Source organism: Myxococcus guangdongensis (assembly GCF_024198255.1).
GTDB classification, from domain to species: domain Bacteria; phylum Myxococcota; class Myxococcia; order Myxococcales; family Myxococcaceae; genus Myxococcus; species Myxococcus guangdongensis.
Window position 1 is genome coordinate 156,111 of record NZ_JAJVKW010000007.1, and the last position, 17,456, is coordinate 173,566.

Annotated in this window: 10 protein-coding genes; 4 read left to right on the plus strand and 6 right to left on the minus strand. The window is 68.4% G+C overall.

The genetic code is table 11. From position 1 onward, the window contains the following. Positions 1-28: 28 nt before the first annotated feature. From LXT21_RS22530 to LXT21_RS22540, 3 genes are all read right to left on the minus strand, one after another. The gene (locus LXT21_RS22530) at positions 29-1,717 is read right to left on the minus strand and encodes an LVIVD repeat-containing protein (protein WP_254040235.1); all 1,689 of its coding nucleotides are present in this window, start codon (positions 1,715-1,717) and stop codon (positions 29-31) included. A gap of 203 nt (positions 1,718-1,920) precedes the next feature. Next, positions 1,921-3,669, minus strand: a complete 1,749-nt coding sequence (locus LXT21_RS22535) for an LVIVD repeat-containing protein (protein WP_254040236.1) — start codon at positions 3,667-3,669, stop codon at positions 1,921-1,923. A 126-nt stretch (positions 3,670-3,795) separates the two neighbouring features. Continuing rightward, on the minus strand, positions 3,796-4,344 hold the full coding sequence (locus LXT21_RS22540) for a glutathione peroxidase (RefSeq protein WP_254040237.1): 549 nt from the start codon (positions 4,342-4,344) through the stop codon (positions 3,796-3,798). A gap of 213 nt (positions 4,345-4,557) precedes the next feature. On the opposite strand from LXT21_RS22540, the gene LXT21_RS22545 reads away from it, so the two are divergent. Together LXT21_RS22545 and LXT21_RS22550 are read left to right on the plus strand one after the other, a co-directional pair. Next, positions 4,558-6,519 (plus strand): glycoside hydrolase family 5 protein, encoded by a 1,962-nt coding sequence (locus LXT21_RS22545; RefSeq protein ID WP_254040238.1) that lies wholly within the window; start codon positions 4,558-4,560, stop codon positions 6,517-6,519. Between the two features lie 157 nt (positions 6,520-6,676). Continuing rightward, entirely contained in the window at positions 6,677-8,041 is a 1,365-nt protein-coding gene (locus tag LXT21_RS22550) for a PQQ-dependent sugar dehydrogenase (protein WP_254040239.1), read from the plus strand. 99 nt (positions 8,042-8,140) lie between these two features. Here LXT21_RS22550 and LXT21_RS22555 read toward each other — a convergent pair whose 3' ends face one another. Further along, positions 8,141-9,223: a CBM96 family carbohydrate-binding protein gene (locus LXT21_RS22555; RefSeq protein ID WP_254040240.1), complete on the minus strand. Its 1,083-nt coding sequence runs from the start codon at positions 9,221-9,223 to the stop codon at positions 8,141-8,143. A gap of 520 nt (positions 9,224-9,743) precedes the next feature. On the opposite strand from LXT21_RS22555, the gene LXT21_RS22560 reads away from it, so the two are divergent. Continuing rightward, the gene (locus LXT21_RS22560) at positions 9,744-11,126 is read left to right on the plus strand and encodes a metal-dependent hydrolase family protein (RefSeq protein WP_254040241.1); all 1,383 of its coding nucleotides are present in this window, start codon (positions 9,744-9,746) and stop codon (positions 11,124-11,126) included. A 181-nt stretch (positions 11,127-11,307) separates the two neighbouring features. Continuing rightward, positions 11,308-14,712, plus strand: coding sequence for a kelch repeat-containing protein (locus LXT21_RS22565; protein ID WP_254040242.1), 3,405 nt, complete (start codon positions 11,308-11,310; stop codon positions 14,710-14,712). 5 nt (positions 14,713-14,717) lie between these two features. On the opposite strand, the gene LXT21_RS44890 is transcribed toward LXT21_RS22565, so the two are convergent. Both LXT21_RS44890 and LXT21_RS22575 read right to left on the minus strand, forming a co-directional pair. Further along, positions 14,718-15,575, minus strand: a complete 858-nt coding sequence (locus LXT21_RS44890; RefSeq protein WP_254040243.1) for a transporter — start codon at positions 15,573-15,575, stop codon at positions 14,718-14,720. A gap of 172 nt (positions 15,576-15,747) precedes the next feature. Further along, entirely contained in the window at positions 15,748-17,439 is a 1,692-nt protein-coding gene (locus LXT21_RS22575) for an ABC1 kinase family protein (RefSeq protein WP_254040244.1), read from the minus strand. Positions 17,440-17,456: the final 17 nt, after the last annotated feature.

Genomic DNA, 17,456 nt, shown 5'->3' on the forward strand with positions numbered 1-17,456 from the left:
GCTTCCGGGGCCGGGCCGCCAGCCCCCGCTACAGCTCGTTGAAGATGATGAGGCCGCGCGCCGATTCCACGACGTACACGTAGCCATCGCCAGGGATGCGCACGCCGAAGGCCCCCTCCAGGCTGCCGGCCCTCCGGCCCGGGTCGGCCTCGCCGTAGGTGTTGAAGTGGGCGACCTGTCGGGGCTGGGTCGGGTTGGAGACGTCCAGCACGCGCAGGCCCTCCTGATACCAGGCGACGTAGAGGCGGTCGCCGCGCAGCAGCATGTTGTGGATGGACGTGGGCGCCCGCATCCGGAACGTCCCGATGAGCGGGATGTTCGTCGGGTCCGTCACATCGAGCACTCGCACGTGGGTGCCAGGGCCTTCACCGCCCTCGAAGGCGATGGTGCGCCCCGCGAACGTGCCCACCGCGCTGTGATGGGCGTAGACGAAGCTCCCAGGTGGCATGTAGTCGCCGAGGTGCTGGACGTTGTCCAGGTCGGTGACGTCCATGATGGAGTAGCCCGAGTCCGCGTTGCTGACGTAGAGCCGGCTCCCGTAGACGAAGACATCATGCGGACCGCCGCTGAAGCCTCCGGGCGTCGGCGTGACGAGCTGGCGCAGGGCGGGCGCGAGCGGCGTGGTGATGTCGTAGACGTAGGTGGCCACGCCAGCGCTGTTGGCGTAGAGGCGGTCGCCGTCGACGAGCACGGTGTGGACGTGGGACGGGCCCTCGGCGCGCCGCACGAAGACGGGATTGGCGGGGTCCGAGATGTCGAAGACGACGAGCCCCGACGAGTCGCTGGCGATGTAGAGCGCGTCCCCCTTCGCCCAGACGCCGTTCCAGGCATGGTCCCCAGGGATGTTGATGGTCTTGACGAGCGTGGGGTTCGTCCGCTCTCTCACGTCGAAGACCGAGAGGCCGCCCAGCAGGGGAGCGCGGGTCAGCGAGACGACGTAGGCGTGCTCCTTGGCGACATAGACGTCCACCGGCATCCCGATGGGCGTCGAGGCCTCTCCCACGCGAGCGATTCCTCCAGAGGACTCGCCCTCACCCGGGGCCCACGTCATCCGGTAGGCCTCGAAGGTGCCGAGCGTCTTGCTGTAGCCCGTGACGGGACTGTCCGTGCAGGTCACGTAGCAACCGGTGATGACACCGGGAGTGGGGACGTGGCAGCCGGCGAACGCGGTGGTCGTGATGATGTTGCCGTAGGGCGTCGTGAGGGTGCGGCGCCCCGCGACGAAGAAGGTCCCACCCTCCGTCACGCGGGCCACGAGCGGCGCGTTGCCCATCGCGTCGCGGGAACCATCCTGGCTGAGCATGAAGGCGTTGCTGCCGTTGGAGATGCCGGTGGAGTTGGGGCGGTCGGGGCGGACGCGCAGCTCCGAGCGGGTGTTGAGCTGGTAGATGCCCTTGCCCTCGAGTCCGGAGAGCTGCTCGGTGGAGCAGCTCGACAGGTCGAAGCTCGACAGGCTCTGGCACAGCTGCGGGTCCAGGTTGTCGGCGTCGAGGAACTGGCACGTGTCATAGCGCCCCGTGTCGATCCAATCGCCCAGGTCCTCGAGCACCGTATGGGTGCCATCCCAGGGCGGCGAGCCGCTGTCGGGCGTGCCCGCGTCCTCGGGAGGTGCGCCGCCATCCGGAGTGCCTGCGTCGGAGTCTCCGCAGGCGATGAGGAGCGGCAGGAGGACACAGAGGAAGCGCCACGAACCCGGCGGGGACAGCGGTGTCTGCATGGAAGGCCTCGGGAAGACCACCCGTGAAGCCGCGAGTGGTGTCTCCAGCAAGGGCGAGGCGTGCGCCCGACGCCAATGCGGGCCTCCGGTGCTTGCCGGATGATGACGGAATCGCGGCCACGTGCCGTCAACGCCGCCCGCCGGAACGTCCGGGCCGTGTCCTTGCAAATGACACGGCCCGGGTCCGGAGCTACCGCGCGGGCCTACAGTGCGTTGACGATGATGAGGCCGCGTGACGAGTCGACCAGGTACACGAAGCCATCCCCTGGGACGCGCACGCCGAAGGCGCCCTCGAAGATGTTGTGCCCTCGACGCGGGTCGGTCTCCCGGTAGGTGTTGAAGTGGGCGATCTGCCGAGGCCGGGTCGGGTAGGAGACGTCCAGGACGCGCAGACCCTCGTGGTACCACGCGACATAGAGCAGGTTCCCGCGGAGCAGCAGGTTGTGCATGGACGTGTGGGGGCGCATCCGGAACGTGCCGATGAGCGGGACGTTCGTGGGGTCCGTCACGTCGAGCACCCGCACGTGGGTGCCCGTGTACTCGCCGCCCGCGAAGGCGAGGGTGCGCCCCGCGAAGGTGCCCACCGCGTTGTGATGTGCATACGCATCGGCGAAATCCGGCTGCAGGTAGTCCCCGAGGTGCCGGACGTCGTCCAGGTCGGAGATGTCCATGATGTGGAAGCCGGTCCCCGCGTTGCTGATGTAGAGCCGGTTGCCGTGCACGAAGATGTCATGGGGACCGCCGGTGTAGCCCTCGGGGGCCCACGTGATGAGCTGGAGCAGCACCGGGGCCAGGGGCGACGTGATGTCATAGACGTAGGTGCCCGTGCCAGAGGAGTTGGCGAAGAGCCGCGCCCCCTCGACGAACACGGTGTGCACGGCGTCGGGGCCCTCGGCGTGGCGGACGAAGACGGGATGGGCCGGGTCCGTGATGTCGAAGACGACGAGCCCCGATGAGTCGCTGGCGACGTAGAGCGCGTCACCCTTCGCCCAGACGCCGTTCCACGCGCCGTCCCCGGGGATGGTGACGGTCTTGACGAGCGTGGGGGTCGTCCGGTCCTTCACGTCGAACACGGAGAGTCCCCCGACGAGGGGCGCCTTGCTCAACGACACGACGTAGGCGTGCTCCTTGGCGACGTAGACGTCCACGGGCAGGCCGACGGTGGTGGAGGCCTCGCCCACGAGCGAGAGCCCGCCGGAGGACTCGCTCTCGCCGGGGGCCCAGCTCATCCGCTCGGTCTTGAAGGTGCCGACCGACTTGGTGAAGCCGGACGTCGGATTGTCGGTGCAGGACACATAGCAGCCGGTGATGACGCCAGGAGAGAGGACGTGGCAGCCCGCGAGCGCGGTGGTCCTGACGATGTTCCCCCAGGGGCTGCGGGTGGAGCTCCTCGCCGCGAGGAAGAACGTGCCGCCTTCGGTGACGCGGGCGATGAGCGGCCCGGAGCTGTACGCGTCCTGGGTTCCGTCGGCGCTGAGCCGGAAGCCCACGAAGGAGTTGGTGACGGAGGCCGTCGGAGGCCGGGTCGCGGAGTAGGTCATCTCCTGGCGGACGTTGATCTGGAAGATGCCCTGGTTCTCCACGCCGGAGAGCTGCTCGCTCGAGCAACTCGACAGGTCGAAGGACGCGATGCGCTCGCACAGCTGCGGGTCCAGGTCCTCGGGCGTGACGAACTGACACGTGTCATGGCGTCCGCTGTCGATCCAATCGCCCAGGTCCTCGAGCGCGGTGTACGTCCCATCCCAGGGCGGAGGACCTGCATCGGGCGTCCCCGCGTCGGGTGGCCCGGCGTCCTCGGGAGGCGGGCCGCTGTCCGCGACGCCCGCGTCGGAGCCCGAGTCCGGGAGCGAGCCCGCGTCATCCCCCGAAGAGGCGTCGTCACAGGCGGACAGCAGCAGGAGCATGAGGGGGATGCAGCGCCAGGGGCCCAACGGATGGGGCGATGTCGTCATGGAGCGCCTCGGGTGCCCCCCGCGACAATGCGGGCGGCCTTCCCGGATAGGACAGTGCGGGCTCCCGATTCCATCGTGGGTTGCCGCTGATTTCGACCAGCGGACAGCGGCAACCCCAAGTGGGCGTCAGGCGCCCTTGGCCAGCTCCGCGTCGATGGCCTGCACCAGGCGCGGGTCCTCCGCGGTGACGTCCGGGGCGAAGCGAGCGGCCACGCGACCATCCCGGCCGATGACGAACTTCTCGAAGTTCCACTGGACCTCGGGAATGGGGTTCGCCTCGATGCCGTAGCCCTTGAGGCGCGCGCGCATGGGGCCCTCACCGGTGGCGTCCGGGAACGCGCGCGTCAGCTCCTGGTAGAGCGGGTGCTTGTCCTCGCCGACGACGGAGATCTTCGAGAACAGCGGGAACTTCACCGCGTAGTTGAGGTCGCAGAACTGCTTGATCTCCTCCTCGGAGCCCGGCTCCTGGCCCATGAAGTTGTTCGCCGGGAAGCCCAGCACCTCGAGCCCCTTCGCGCGCTTCTCCTCGTAGAGCTTCTCCAGTCCCGTGTACTGCGGCGTCAGGCCGCACTTGGAGGCCACGTTCACCACCAACAGAACCTTGCCCTTGAACTGTCCCAGCGTGCTGGGGGCGCCATCGATGGACTTCACGGGGATGTCGAAGAGGGTGCTCATGTGCGGCTCGCTTCCGGAGAAAAGTGGGAGGGCATCCCGCGTGGGAGGGCCCGCGAGGTATACAGGACGAAATCCCCGGTCCCGGCAAGCAACATCCCTGGAGTCGGACCTGGGAATCAGACGGCCGGTCCACCAGTGGACGGGGCCTTCCGGGTCACCCGTCGCGGGTGGAGCGCCGTCGGAACGGGGGGATACACCTCGCAAGGGAGTCCCATGTTTCCAAGCAAGTCCGTCTCGTGGTTTTCCGTGGTGCTGTTGTTGCTGCTGCCGCTGTCGTCGAGCGCGCTCACGTTCGTGAACGCCGGCGCCTACACCGCGCCGAAGACGGCGGCGGTGGGACAGACGGTGGGCTTCACCCTCGTCCCCCAGTCCCCGGAGGCCGTCTCCAACGTCACCTTCACGTTCCAGGTCCGTCCCTATTCGGCGGATGGCACCATCTCCCCCTCGGCCGTGTTCACGCACCGGGTGACGGGCCAGTCCTTCACCGCCGGGGAGAAGCGTCAGTACAAGGTCGCCTTCACCATCCCCGCGTCGTTGACGACGGGTGAGTACGTCTGGACGACGCGCGCCACCAACGCCGCGGGCACCGCCGTCTACATGAGCATCGCGCGTGTCGCCTCCAACTTCACGTTCCACGCGGACGCCGCACCCGCGCGCCGCTACGTGCGGGGCGTCAACCTCATGGACCTGGGCAACGCCGGCGGCGTGCTCCCGGGCGTCATGGGCACGAACTACCCCAAGCCGACGCTCGCCGGCCTGCAGCGACTGAAGGCGCGCGGGCTCGACGTGGTGCGCGTCCCGTTCCTCTGGGAGCGCATCCAGCCCGTGCTCAACGGCGCGCTGAACACCACGTACCAGAACTACCTGCTGGACACGCTGGAGGACGCGAACCAGGCGGGGCTGGGTGTCATCGTCGACATGCACAACTACGGGCGCTACACGTCGGGTGGGGTGCAGCGTCCCTTCGGTGCTCCGGGCGCGCCGACGAAGGCGCAGTACGCGGATGCCTGGAGGCGGATCGCCACGGCCATCCGGAGCAGCCCTTCAGCGTATGCGTCCGTCCATGCGTTCGACCTGATGAACGAGCCCTTCGGCCTGCCGTATGACGAGGGGACGTACGCGAGCCCGGTGACGTTCGCCTCGTTCGAGTCCGGCGTGGAGGGCTGGGCCCCGAGGTCCGCGGCGAACACGGCGGTGGCGAGGGTGGCCCGCAACGGGCAGGGCTCGCTGCGCATCACCACGCAGGCCACGTCAGGGAGCGGCCTGGTGCTCGGCGCGGGCGTGTCCGCGTCGACGAAGCGCGCGGAGCGGGCCCAGGGCGCGACGTTCCAGGCGAAGGTCTTCGTGCCCACCACCACGCCGGGCAGCGTCCGGGTGCGGCTGGTGATGGTGGATGGTGCCTACACGTACCAGTTGGGCGAGCCGTTCGCGGTGACGAAGGGCGTGGACACACGCGTGTACTTCAAGCCGCCCGAGACGGCGTGGAGCAACAACAAGAGCTTCTCCGTCGAGTTCATCGTGGATGGGAGCGACGGCAGCGCGCCCCTGGTGTTCTTCATCGACCACGTGGCGCAGGGGACGCAGAGCGGACAGCGCACGCCGCAGCAGGTCTGGGAGGACTACTCCCAGGCGGCGGTGACGGCGCTGCGCGAGCTGGGAGAGACGAAGCTCCTCATGGTGGAGGGCTACGAGTACGCCTCCGCCGAGCAGTGGCCGAAGAACCACCCGACGAAGTGGGTGAGCGACCCGCTCGACAACATCATGTACCACGCGCACTTCTACTTCGACCGCAGCGGCGAGTACGAGGTGAGCCACGCGGCGCTGCTCGCGAGCGCGAAGAGCGCGGGCCACGCGACGGTGGGGCAGATGGGCATCGCGCGGATGAAGAACTTCACCGACTGGGTCGAGGCACAGGGGACCCGGGGCTTCATCGGCGAGCTGGGCTGGCCGAACACGGTGCGACGTCCGACGGAGGGCGCGGCGTGGAACGCGGACGGCGAGGAGCTGCTGTCGTTCCTGGACTCGGTGGGCATGGGCGTGACGATGTGGACCACCGGCACGTGGGAGAAGGCCTCCAACCCGAGTGTGAACATCAACACGCTGTATCAAATCGAGCCGTCGTTCCTGCCGCTCTCGCAGGCCGAGGTGTTCGAGCGCCACCTGGGCAAGCCCTGAGTGACGAGAGCCGTGTCACGGTGACTTTCCACCGTGGAATGGCCAGGCGGGCATGGCCGTGAACGGAATCACGGCCTGCCCGCAACGAGGCTTGCGCGCCAGGGAGCACGACGGCAACTTCCCCCTCCGCTTCATCCCCCCCTCAGGAGAGAGACGCATGCGTTTCCTGTCGATGCCCCTCATCGTCGCCGCCCTCCTCGTCGGTTGCAGTGACGACCCCGACCCCACGCCAACGCCGGACTCGGGCGCCCCACAGCAGGACGCGGGCAATCCGCCCGAGGACTCGGGCACCCCACAGCAGGACGCAGGTGTGCCACCGGAAGACGCGGGCACCCAGGAGCCGGACGCGGGTGTTCCCCCGGAAGACGCGGGTCCGCTGCCCAGCGGGCCCCCCGTTCCCCAGGGGCCGCCCAACGTGCCCGAGTTCCCTCCGGCCTTCCCCGGACAGACGCGCGCCCCGGCCGTCCAGTCGCAGACGCAGCTCCAGGTCACCGAGATTGCCTCCGGCTTCAGGAATCCCTGGGCCATCGCCTTCCTGCCAGACCAGCGCATGCTGGTGACGGAGAAGGCCAACGGGCGGCTCTACATCGTCACCCAGCAGGGCGCGAAGTCGCCCGCCGTCACGGGGCTGCCCGCGGTGGACGCCCGGGGCCAGGGCGGGTTGCTCGACGTGGAGATCGGCCCCGACTACGCGCAGAGCCGGCTCATCTACTGGACCTATACCGAGCCGCGTGAGGGCGGCAACGGGCTGGCGGTGGCGCGCGCGAAGCTGGTGGACGGCGCACAGCCCGCCGTGGAGAACGTCCAGGTCATCTTCCGCATGATGCCCACGCTCGAGTCGACGTTGCACTCGGGCGGACGGTTGGTGTTCACGCCCGACGGCAAGCTGTTCGTCACGCTCGGGGAGCGCTCCATCCTCGAGGGCCGCAAGCAGGCGAGGGACGTGAAGAGCCACTTCGGCAAGGTGGTCCGCATCAACCCGGATGGCTCCGTGCCGCAGGACAACCCCTACGTGAACACGCCGGAGGCGAAGCCGGAGATCTGGTCGGTGGGCCACCGCAACATCCTGTCGGCGGCGCTCGATGGGCGGAACCGCCTGTGGATCGTGGAGATGGGGCCGCAGGGCGGTGACGAGCTGAACCGGCCCGAGGCGGGCAAGGACTACGGCTGGCCCACCATCGGCTATGGCGAGGAGTACTCGGGCGCGCCCATCCACGACAGCCCCGTGGGCGAGGGCATGGAGCAGCCGGTGTACTACTGGGATCCGGTGATTGCTCCCTCGGGGATGACCATCTACTCGGGGACGCTGTTCCCCGAGTGGCGCAACGACATCTTCGTCGGCGGTCTGGCGGCGCAGACGCTGGTGCGGCTCATGGTTCGCAATGACCGGGTCGTGGGTGAGGAGCACCTGCTCAAGAACCGCAACGAGCGCATCCGCGAGGTGGTGCAGGGGCCCGAGGGCGCGCTCTACCTGCTCACCGATGCCACCAACGGCAAGCTGCTCAAGCTGACGCCGCGCTGAGGTCTTCATCCAGCCACCGCAGCAACGCGCGCCCCGGGGCAATCGCTCCTCGGGGCGCGCGGTCGTTTTGAGGGCTGGGGCGACAGCCCTGGATGCCCATCAATACGAGTAGGTGATCTCCAGCTTGGGGCGCCGCGCCGGGTCCGCGGTCTCGCGTGAGTAGTAGTACCCCTTGTAATCCCCGGCCACGATTCGGAACGAGATGCGCCGGTCCGTGGCATCCGAGGCATTCTGGACGGCGGGGATGAGCAAGGGGCTGTCATTGACCGCGAGCCGATCGAGCGGGTCGAAGTTGGGGTACCAGACGAACCACGAGCCCAGGGCCTCGCCCGAGGTCGGCGGATGGTTGGTGTAGTTGAGCGTGTGCTCGCCCCACGAGTTGTCGGGGACCAGGTAGGTGGAGACGAGCCCATTGCCTCCCGGCGACGTGCCTTGCCTCGAGACGGCGGAGAGCTTCACGCTCTTGATGAGCGCGCCCGCGGGGAGGCTGCCGAGGTTGAAGCGCAGGAAAGGGGACTCGGGCCAGAAGAGCGTGCCGGGGAGGATCTCCGCCGAGCCGTAGTCGGCGGTGGCCTCCCACGGATGCCCGGAGATATAGGTGTCCGCCTCGGGCTCCAGCGTGGTGACGACCTCCGGCGGCGAATACGTATACGCGATGACGAGGCGAGGCCGCTGGGCGACGAAGGACGACTCGCGCGACCGATAGACGGTCTTGTACCCCGGGGAGTGCAGCCGGAGGCTGAGGAGCTTGTCTCCGTCGAGCTCGCCCTGGACCACGGGGATGAGCGCCGGACTGGCGTTGACGCCCAGCTTGTCTTCGGGCGTGGCGCCGTACGAGAGGTACCACTCGCCCAGCGTGTCTCCGGTGGCGGGGGGCTTGTTGTTCCAGACGAGGGCCGTCTCCGACCAGGAGTCATCGGGCACGAAGGTGGTGTAGACGTTGCCGTCACCGCCGTGGGCGACCCCCATGAAGGCCGTCGCCTCCAGGCGGACGGACGTCACGGTGGCACCGGCGGGCAGCCCGCCGAGGTCGAACCGCAGATAGACGTGGCTGAACTGGCGATTCACCTCCCAGGCCCCTGACGTGCCGTAGTTGGTGGTGGGCGAGGAGGGGGTGACCTGGGTGTCCGCCACGGGCGCGAGCGTCACGCTGCCCTCGAGCGCGGCGGTGCGGGTCGACATGGAGGGCGGCTGCTCCTCGGAGGAGGGAGCGCCACAGCCCAGGGAGGACAGGAGCAGCAAGGTGTTCGCGGCGAGTTGTCTCGAGCAACGCATTCGGGATGCCTTCGGCAATGAGGTGCCGCGGCGCTATGCAAGACAGCACCCAAGCTCACACAAGGGGTGTGAACAGGGATGGACGTGCGGCGTTGCGTGTCAGGAGGACGCAGGGCTCCGGATTCCGCGTTCCGAGACAACGAATCTCGCGGGGTGTGTCCGGTGACGCATGGGTCTCGGGTCACCTGGTGCGTTTCAGGGTGAACGCGTCGAGCGTCTCGCGGGGCCGCTCGTCACCGACGTGACGCAACCGATGCCCCCGATGCTCAGGAGCCCGCAGAGCCACGCCGAGCCGTTCATGGGAGCACAGCGACGCGTTCACGGGGTGTCTACGCGCTGAGCGCTTGCTTGTCAGGGGCGCAGCCCGAAGCCAGTGTGCCGCGCGCAATTCCTGGGACACCTCCCCCCTTCACATCGAGGACTCGCCATGCGTCCGAGGTTGAGTCATGCAATCCGCTGCATCCGCGCCTGGTCGAGCGGAGCGCTGGCCGTGTGGTTCCTGTCGAGCCTCGCGTGGGCCCAGCCTCCCGCGGGCGAGCCACCCCGCGCGGTGCTCTTCCAGGGCGTTCGCGTGTTCGACGGCAAGTCGAAGGGGCTGACAGGTCCCGTCAACGTCCTGATTGAAGGCAACAGGATCGCGCGCATCGCGAGCAGTCCCATCGCGCGCAAGGGCGAGGTGCGCGTCATCGAGGGGAAGGGGCGCACGCTGATGCCGGGGCTCATCGACGCGCACTACCACATGATGATGGCCTCGGTGCCGCTGACCGTGGCGTTGGCGGGGCCGGAGGGGTACCTCACGTTGGTGGCGGCCCGTGAGGCGAAGGCGACGCTGTTGCGAGGCTTCACCAGCGTGCGCGACATGGCGGGGCCGGTCTTCAGCATCAAGCGGGCCATCGACGAAGGGCTCATCGAGGGGCCGCGCATCTGGCCCTCGGGCGCGATGATTTCGCAGACCAGCGGGCATGGGGACTACCGTCGGGCGGAGGCGCTTCCTCGGACCGCGATGTCTTCGCTGACGTTTGCCGAGCGCGTGGGAGGGGCGGCCATCGCCGACGGGCAGGACGAGGTCCTGCTGCGGGTTCGTGAGCAGTTGATGCTGGGGGCCTCGCAGATCAAGCTCGCGGCGGGGGGCGGCGTGTCCTCGGACCACGACCCGCTGGATGTGTCTCAATACACGGAGGCCGAGCTCCGGTCCGCCGTGGAGGCCGCGGAGAACTGGGGGACGTATGTGGCGGTGCATGCGTACACGCCGCGCGCCATCCAGACGTCCATCCGGGCGGGAGTGAAGGTCATCGACCATGGGCAGTTGATGGACGACGCCACCGCGAAGCTCATGGCGGAGAAGGGCATCTGGCTGAGCCTCCAGCCGTTCCTCGACGACGAGGACGCGACGCCCTTTCCGGAGGGCTCCGACAATCGCGAGAAGCAGTTGGAGATGACGCAAGGCACGGACAAGGCCTATGCGTTGGCGAAGAAGTACAAGCTGAAGACCGCGTGGGGGACGGACTCGTTGTTCGACCCGAAGGTGGCGGCGCGGCAGGGGGCGCAGCTGGTGAAGATGACGCGGTGGTACACGCCGGTGGAGGCCCTGCGGATGGCCACGGGCACCAACGCGGAGCTGCTGGCGCTGTCTGGCAAGCGCAGCCCGTACAAAGGGCGACTCGGCGTCGTCGAGGAAGGGGCGCTGGCGGACCTGTTGCTGGTGGAGGGAGATCCCGTGGCGAACTTCGAGTTGATCGCCCACCCCGAGAAGAACTTCCTCGTCATCATGAAGGACGGGCGGATCTACAAGGACCTGCTCGGGCCTTGAGCACGGGTGTCCGGTGGCCCGTCAATCGAAGGCATTTGCGCGTCAATTGACGCGTCAGCCGTGAGGCCCGTGTCGAGGGGAGGAGCGTCCGTGCCCCTTGGAGCCGAGGGGTCCGTCATTTGCACAAGGCCTTCGTGCGGATCCCTCCACGAGGCCACTCATGCCACCTGTTCCCAGAGACATGTCGAGGCTGCTCGCGCGTCTGCTCCTGTTTCTCGCGTTGCTGTGGTTGGCGTGCGGTGAGCGGAGGCGCGTCGAGGACCAGAACCCGCGTCAGACCCAGGCCCTTCAAGACACGGCCCTGGAGACGTGGCGGCCCACGGGATCCATGGCCTCGGGACGCGTGGGCCACACTGCGACGTTGCTGCCAACAGGACAGGTGCTGGTCTCCGGCGGCGATGACCAGGAAGACTATTTCGCCGTCGCCAGCACGGAGCTCTACAACCCGATGACGGGACAGTGGAGCTCGACAGGCTCCATGGTCACGGCACGCCATCTCCACACGGCGACATCGTTGCCCTCAGGGCAGGTGCTGGTCTCCGGTGGGATTGGCCCAGAAGAAGATCTCGCCAGCGCGGAGGTCTACGACCTGGAGAAGGGACAGTGGAGTCCCACGGAGCCCATGACCACGGCTCGCGTGGGCCATACGGCGACGTTGTTGCCCTCGGGCAAGGTCCTGGTCTCCGGTGGTGGTGGCGCGGCGGACGCCCTCGCCAGCACGGAGGTCTACGACCTGGAGAAGGGACAGTGGAGTCCCTCGGCGTCCATGACCACGGCACGCAGGGGCCATACGGCGACATTGCTGCGCTCAGGTCAGGTGCTGGTCTCCGGGGGGGGAATCCCAGGCGACGACAGGCCCAACGCGGAGGTCTACGACCCGGGCAAGGGACACTGGATGCCCACAGGCGCAATGGTCGCGGCACGCCGTGACCATGAGGCGACGCTCCTGCCCTCGGGCCAGGTGCTGGTCTCCGGTGGCCTTGGCCCTCAAAGAGCCCTCGCCAGCGCGGAGCTCTACGACCCGATGACGGGACAGTGGAAGTCCACGGGCGCCATGGCCACGGCACGCTCTGGCCATACGATGACGTTGTTGCCCTCGGGCAAGGTGCTGGTCACCGGAGGGAGTGACCTGGAAGATTTCCCCTCCAGCGCGGAGCTCTACGACCCGATGACGGGGCAGTGGAGCCCGACGGCCCCCATGGCCGCGGTTCGCTCTGGCCATACGGCGACGTTGTTGCCCTCGGGGCAGGTGCTGGTCGCCGGTGGCTATCACCTGGGCCGCGACCGCTCCAGCGCGGAGGTCTATGGCCCGACGTCGGAGCAGTGGCGTCCCGCGGAGTCCATGACCCTGGCACGCAGTTCCCACACGGCGACGTTGTTGCCCTCGGGGCAGGTGCTGGTCTCCGGTGGCAATGGTCCCGAGGACACCCTCGACGGCGCGGAGGTCTACGACCCGTCGACGGGGCAGTGGAGTCCCACGGAGCCCATGACCACGGCACGCCGTTCACACACGGCGACGTTGTTGCCCTCGGGGCAGGTGCTGGTCGCCGGTGGCCAGGGTCCAGAAGGCGCCCTCGACAGCGCGGAGGTCTACGACCCGACGACGAGAAAGTGGAGCTCCACGGGCGCCATGGCCACGGCACGCCGTTACCACAAGGCGATCCTGCTGCCCTCGGGCAAGGTCCTGGTCTCCGGAGGCAATGGCCCCGCAGCAGCCCTCGAAAGCACAGAGGTCTACGACCCGGCGACGGGGCAGTGGAGTCCCACAGGGGACATGATCACGGCACGCTATTCCCACACAGCGACGTTGTTGCCCTCGGGCAAGGTCCTGGTCTCCGGAGGTCACGGCCGGGAGAACCACCTCGCCAGCGTGGAGCTCTCCGGCGGTAACAGCGACGAGGACTACCTCGACAGCGCGGAGGTCTACGACCCGAGGACAGGACTGTGGACGCTCACGGGGGCGATGGACCGGGCACGCCTGGCCGCGACGGCGACGCTGCTGCCCTCGGGCAAGGTCCTGGTCTCCGGTGGCCAGCACCCAGGCGGCATCCACACCAGCGCGGAGGTCTACGACCCGATGACGGGACAGTGGAAGGTCACGGGCGACATGGCCACGGCACGCCAAGACCACACGGCGACGTTGCTGTCCTCGGGCCAGGTGCTGGTCTCCGGTGGCCAGACCCTCGGTGGCACCAGCACCCTTGCAGAGGTCTACGACCCGGCGACGGGACAGTGGAGTCCCACGGGCCCCATGGCCAATGCGCGCCGCTACCACACCGCAACGTTGCTGCCCGCTGGCCAGGTGTTCGGCAAGCTCCTGGTCTCCGGCGGCAGGGGCCCGGGCGGAGACCGCGCCAGTGCGGAGGTGTACGCGTTCTTGCTGGACACCACGCCGCCGGCAGCCCCAGCGTTGCTCACTCCCGTCAGCGGAATCACCACCAACGACGCTCGGCCCACGTACAGTGGCACGACGGAGCCGGGCAGCACCGTCACGGTGATGGTGGATGGGACGGTCGTGTGGATCACGGTGGCCAGTGTCTCGGCCGCGTGGAGCGTCATGCAGCTCGGGGCGCTGGCGGATGGCGCCCACTCCGTGAAGGTCTGGGCGACGGATGCCTCGGGCAACACCAGCCCCGAGTCCAACACCCATCCATTCACGGTGGACACCAGGCCGCCGGTGGCCCCGGAGGTCCTCACACCCGCCACCACCAACGCCTGGCCCACCTACAGCGGCACGGCGGAGCCAGGCAGCACCATCACCGTGACCCTGGATGGGGGCGTGGTTGGAACCACCACGACGGATGACACGGGCCGTTGGAGTTACCGCCCCGCCATGGAGTTGTCCCGAGGCGCCCACATCGCCGAGGTCACGGCCACCGACTCCGGGGGCAACGTCAGCCCCATCACCGTCTACGCCTTCACGGTCGACTCCGTGGCGCCCAGGATGCCTGAGCTGACGGCGCCTGGAGCCTGGGTCAATACGTCGATGCCTGTCATCGGCGGCAGGGCGGAAGAGGGCAGCACGGTGACGGTGTGGCTGGATGAACAGGAAGCAGGCCACGCCCTGATGGACGCTGCGGGCAATTGGAGCTTCGCGCCAACGACTCCGCTGTCCGAGGGCGCGCATCGGGTATCCACCGCGGCCAGGGATGCCGTGGGAAATGACAGCCTCCGCTCTCCGGACGCTCACTTCACGGTCGACACCCTGCCTCCGCCGGCGCCGGAGGTGCGCTCGCCCAGCACCATCGCTCCCTCCCAGAAGGTCACGGTCCGCGGCGTGGCGGAGCCGGGCACCACGGTGATGGTGTGGCTGGATGGTATTGCCGCGGGAACAGCCCAGATGGATGAGGTGGGAAACTGGAGCCTCGTCCTCACCACGACGCTGACCGACGGCCGCCACCTGGTCGTGGCCTCCGCCACGGATGAAGCCCTCAACACCAGCCCGCTCTCCAGGGCGCATCCCATCTTCGTCTCCGAAAGCCACTACGGCTGGAGTTGTGCCACCACGCCCGCCCTGCCTGCCACCTGGGCCTTGCTGACGCTGGCCTTGCTCCTCCGCAGGCACCGGCCCAGCCGCCCCATCTGAACAGGTCAGTAGGTGGGGATGAGCGTCACGGTGAATGCATCCACCGCCGCCGTGTTCCGTCCCCACACGACTCGCTGGTACCCCACGAGGAACTGGAGGTCCTCACTGAAGAGGACCTCCACTCCGGCGCCCACCATCACCTCTCCGAGCGAGCCCTCCGCCTCCTGGACGCCGTCGAGCCGGGTCGGCCCCTGGTGTATGCCGCTCACCTCCAACATCAAGGCATAGCGCTCCTGGAGGAAGGGCCACTCCCCGGCGGCGCTCCAGGAGAACGTGTCCCCATATCGGGTGTCCACGCCACCGACGCGCGCCTCGAGCGCACGGGTGTAGAGCACCTCCAGGTGCAGCAGCACGGGCCGCAGCCCCTTGGTGACATCCACGCCCACCGTCAGGTCCACGTTCCCCGTGCCGCGCACGTCGGTGTCGAGCAGGGTGTTCCTCGCGCTCGCCTCACGCCCCGTGGGGAGCTTCACCTGGGCCTGGAGCGTCACCTCGGGCCTCGCGCCCGGTGTCTCGCTCAACAGGACGCCCCGCGCGAAGAGGAGGGTGTCGCTCATCCCCGTGGAGGAGGCCCGCTCCGCCACCTCGCGTCGCCGGTTGTGCAGCACCGCCAGCTGCGCCCCCACGGCCAGTCGGTCCAGGACGCCGTACTCCATGAAGAGGCTCAGCGCGGCGCAGTGCTCGGACTCGTCCTCCGAGAAGGGCGTGTAGCGCTCCCGCGCGTCATATGCCCCCCGGGTGGGTGAGACGGACAGGATGGGCTGGAACAGGAGATATCCGCGCGGCGTGGTCAGCGCGGTGAAGGTGACGAACGGACCCGCGGTGGTGGGGCGGAACACCTCAGCGCCCTGCGGGGCAACCACGGCGCCAGGCTCCTCCGCCCTCGAAGGCCGCCCGAAGACGAGGGCAATCAACAGGGCTATGGGAAGGGCCCATCGGCGAGGGGACATGCGGCCGAGGGTAGGGACCCACCCTCGCGCCCCGGTATCGGACCAGCATGCGGCCTCAGGGTCCTGAACCGAGCCAATCCCCGCGTCACTTCCGCTTCGGCCCCTTCAAGTACTTGCTCAGCCGCACCTTGCCCAACCCACGTCCACCGAACAGGTACCAGGTGATGGCCGCGCCGAAGAGCGCCGCCGCCAGCGCGATGCCCAGCGCCCCGAGCACCGGGATGTTCCCGTACATCCACGGCTTGGGCGCGAAGGAGATGAACGCCCCGACGATGAGTCCGCAGGCACACAACCCCATGAACATGATGACCGAGGCGCTGCGCAGGTTCTCGTTCAGCTTCTCGAACTGGTCCGCCCGCACCGTCACCGTGAACTTGCCCGACTCCATGTCCAAGAGAATCTGCGACAGCTGCGTGGGCAGGTCCGCCGCCATCGACTGGATGCGCAGCAGCGTGCGCATCAGCCCGCCCTGCAGCTGCATCGGGTCATAGCGCCCCGCGAGCAGCTCCTTCGCGTACGGCAGCACCACCTCCACGATGTTCATCTCCGGATACAGGCTGCGCAGCATGCCCTCCGTCGACACCGACGCGCGGCTGAGCAGCGCGTACTCCTTCGGAATCCGGATGCGGTACTTCACCGCCAGATCCAACAAGTCCCGCAGCAGCGAGCGCGTGTCCACCTGGCCCAGCGTCGTGGGCAGGTGCTGTCCCAGGATGCTCTCGATGTCGTTGCGGAAGCCCACCAGGTTGGCCCGCGCGTCCGGCACGCCCACCCGGTAGAGGATGCGCGCCACCGAGTCGCTGTCCTTCAGCGCCACCGCGAGGCACAACATCACCAGCGTCTCCTGCATCGGCCGCGTCAGCCGACCCACCACGCCGAAGTCCAGCAGCGCCAGCCTGTTGCCCTCCAGCAGCAACACGTTCCCCGGATGCGGATCTCCGTGGAAGAGCCCGTCGTCGAAGAGCTGCCGGAAGCTCGCCTCCAGGATGTGGTGGGCGATGGCCTTCCGGTCCTCGTCCGACAGCTCCGCCTGGCTGATCTTCAGCCCGCGGATGAACTCCAGCGTCAGCACCGTCCGGCTCGACAGCGCCGCGTAGACGCGCGGAATCTTCATGTACTCGCGCTCCCGGTGGTTCTCCAGGAACGCGCGGATGTTGGCGGCCTCGTTGATGAAGTCGAGCTCCTCGTGGATGGCCCGGTCGAACTCGTCGACGATGCCCGTGGGCGTGTAGATGCCCGTCTCCTCCACCACGGCTTCCAAGAGGCGCGCCAGGTTTCGCAGCACCACCAGGTCCGAGTCGATGCTCGCGGCGATGCCCGGCCGCTGCACCTTCACCACCACCTCGTCGCCCTCCAGCGTCACCGCCCGGTGCACCTGGGCAATCGACGCCGCCGCCAGCGGCGCCTCGTCGATGTGCTTGAACAGCTCGCGGGCGTCCTTGCCCAGCGACTCGCGAATCTGCGCGTGCACCTGCTCCAGGGGAATCGGGTCCACGTTGTCCTGCAGCAGCGCCAGCTCGTCCACGAACTCCGCGGGCAACAGGTCCGCCCGAGTGGAGAGCACCTGGCCCAGCTTCACGAAGGTGGGGCCCAAATCGTTGAGCAGCATCCGGAAGCGCCGGGCCGTGGACGCACGCTGCGCCTCCGGCGACACCTCGACCTTCTCCTGCCTCCCGAGGATGCGCCACAGCCCCGCGCGCTCCAGCACCTCGCCGAAGCCGTGACGGGCCGCGATGACCGTAATCTGCCGCACACGGTTCAGGTCCTGGAAGTTCACGGAAACGCTTTCTCCTC